The organism is Pseudacidovorax intermedius (assembly GCF_001476815.1).
Lineage (GTDB): Bacteria > Pseudomonadota > Gammaproteobacteria > Burkholderiales > Burkholderiaceae_C > Xenophilus > Xenophilus intermedius_A.
Map to the genome: position 1 here is coordinate 1 of NZ_LDSL01000223.1, position 2613 is coordinate 2613.

3 protein-coding genes are annotated in these 2613 nt (G+C 74.6%); 2 read left to right on the forward strand and 1 reads right to left on the reverse strand.

Features of this window, described 5'->3' with window-relative positions; translation table 11 throughout:
* Together NS331_RS24585 and NS331_RS24590 are read left to right on the forward strand one after the other, a co-directional pair.
* The coding region (locus NS331_RS24585; RefSeq protein WP_153013041.1) for an ATP-binding protein at window positions 1-1394 on the forward strand (1394 nt) is incomplete at its 5' end.
* A 75-nt stretch (window positions 1395-1469) separates the two neighbouring features.
* Window positions 1470-1829, forward strand: a complete 360-nt coding sequence (locus NS331_RS24590) for a hypothetical protein (protein ID WP_058644540.1) — start codon at window positions 1470-1472, stop codon at window positions 1827-1829.
* A 200-nt stretch (window positions 1830-2029) separates the two neighbouring features.
* Here the strand turns inward: NS331_RS24590 and aqpZ are convergent.
* A partial coding sequence (aqpZ, locus tag NS331_RS24595; protein ID WP_058644542.1) for an aquaporin Z occupies window positions 2030-2613 on the reverse strand: 584 nt, incomplete at its 5' end.

Below are 2613 nucleotides of genomic sequence, written 5' to 3' on the forward strand. Positions count from 1 at the left end.
CGGTCGCGGCGCCGCGACCGTCCCGCACCGCGCCCTCCCTGCGCCGGCGGCTCTTCGGCTGGCTGGTGCTGCTGCACGTGGTGGGCGGGCTGCTGGCTGCCATGGCGGCCTACACGGTGTACGGCCGCATCATCGAAGGGCTGCGCGACGACCAGATGCGGGTGCTGGCCGAGTCCTATGCCGGCCGGCGGCACGTGCGCGAGCTGCCGGCCGTGGATGCCGAGGCCATCGCCCGCCGCGGCGCGCTGGTGGTGCAGCTGTGGCAGCCCGGCGGCCGCGGGCTGGAGGCCGCCTCGATCGCCGTGCCGGTGTCCCTGCAGCCCCGTGCCGGCTTTGCCGAAGTGCGCACCGGCCCGCTGCCCGATCAGCGCTGGCGCGTCTACACCGCGCCGGACACCGGCCCCGGCCACCTGCGGGTGCAGGTGCTGCAGAGCCGCGCCTTCCGCCAGCAGCGCTCGCTGTGGCGGGCGCTGGCCGAGGGCCTGCCGATCCTGGCGCTGCTGCCGGCCGCGCTGCTGCTGCAGTGGGCGGTGGTGTGGCGCGCCTCCCGCGCGCTGCGGGCCGTGGCCGCCGAGGTGGCGGCGCAGGACGAGCGCAGCCCGCGCGAGATCCGGCCCGAGCGCGTGCCGGCCGAGATCCAGCCGCTGGTGCAGGCCTACAACGTCGTGCTGGCGCGGCTGCGCGCCGCGCTGCAGGCGCAGCGACGCTTCGTGCAGGACGCCGCCCACGAGCTGCGCACACCCTTCACCGCCATCGGCCTGCAGCTGGACAACCTGCGCCCGCACATCGCCGACGGCCCCGCGCGCCGCAGCTTCGCCCAGCTCGAGGCCGGCGTGGCCCGCGCCCAGCGGCTGCAGGAGCAGCTGCTGCGCCTGTCGCGCCAGGAGGCGGCCGAGCCGCTGCAGGCCGAGACCGTGGCCCTGGTGCCGCTGCTGCGCGACGCCCTGGCGCAGTTCGCCGACATGGCCGAGCACCGCGGCGTGGACCTGGGCTTCGGCGCGCCTGACGAGTTGCACGGCCTGCGCCTGCAGGGCTCGCCGGTGGAATTGCGCAGCCTGTTCGACAACCTGCTCGACAACGCCATCCGACACAGCCCGCCGCACGGCTGCGTGGACCTGCTGCTCAAGCGCCTGCCCGACGGCGGCGTGGCCGTAGACGTGGTGGACGAAGGCCCCGGCATTCCGCCCGAGCTGCTGCCGCGGGTGTTCGACCGCTTCTACCGGGTGGCCGGCGCGCCGGCCGGGGGCCATGGGCTGGGCCTGGCCATCGCGCAGAGCGTGGCGCGGCGCCACGGCCTGCGCATCGTGCTGAGCGACCGGCGCAGCCAGGAAGGCCAGGGCGGGCTGCGCGCCCGGGTGCACCTGGCTCATTTCCAACTCAGAAACGCGGCCTAGAGTGGGCGGCAGGCCGGCGCACCGCACGCGGTGCACGGCCAGACCTTCATCGCCACCCACTCACGGAGATCTTCCATGCGCACCTTTGCTGTCACCCGCCTCGCCGCCACCCTTGCCGTGGGCTCCCTGCTGGCCGCCGCCTCGGCCGGCGCCTTCGCCCAGTCCGCCTGGAACGGCGGCGGCAGCGAGGCCATCGGCCAGTCCACCGTGGCGCCGATGCTCAACTCCACGCTGTCGCGCGACGAGGTCAATGCCGGCGCCGTCGCCGCCGCCCATGCGGTCGGCACCGAGGCCGTCGGCCAGTCGACCATCGCCCCGGCGCTGCTCGAACAGGGCGCGGCCAGCCGCACCCAGGCCGACGCCATTGCAGCCGCCCATGCCAGCGGCACCGAGGCCATTGGCCAGTCGACCGCCATGCCCATGCCCGGCATGTGAACGGACAACACCCCCCATGCCGCTTCGCGGCTCCCCCCTCCCTCGCGCCTTCGGCTTGGAGGGGGGCGCACCCCGAGGCCTGGCAAAGCCAGTTCCTCGGGTGCCCTGGCTTGGCCTGCTCCGCGGCCCTCTGATCGTTGTTGCTGCGCCCGTCTTGCGCGCCGCTGGTGCACGCAGCGCCTTAACCTGAAGCAGGTCGCTCAGTCGTCCCGACCTGCCAGCACCAGGCGCCACACCAGGGCGCCGATCACCGCGCCGGCCAGCGGCGCGGCCCAGAACAGCCAGAGTTCGCTGGCGGCATAGGCCGGGCCGAACAGCGCCACGCCCGTGCTGCGCGCCGGATTGACCGAGGTGTTGGTCACCGGGATCGAGATCAGGTGGATCAGCGTCAGGCACAGGCCGATGGCCAGGGCGCCGAAGCCCGCGGCCGAGCGGCGCGCCGTGGCACCCAGGATCACCACCAGGAACACCGCCGTCAGCACCACCTCGGTCAGCAGCGCGGCGTCCATCGAATAGCCGCCCGGCGAATGCTCGCCGTAGCCGTTGGTGGCGAAGCCGCCGATCTGCGCGCCCGACTTGCCGGTGGCGATGAGGTAGAGCACGGCCGCGGCGGCCGCAGCGCCCAGCACCTGCACGATCACGTAGCCCGGCAGCCGGCTGGAGGAGAAGCGCCCCGCCACCGTCAGGCCCAGCGACACCGCCGGATTGAAGTGCCCGCCCGAAATGGGCCCGAGCGCATAGGCGCCCGTCAGCACCGTGAGCCCGAAGGCCAGGGCCACGCCCG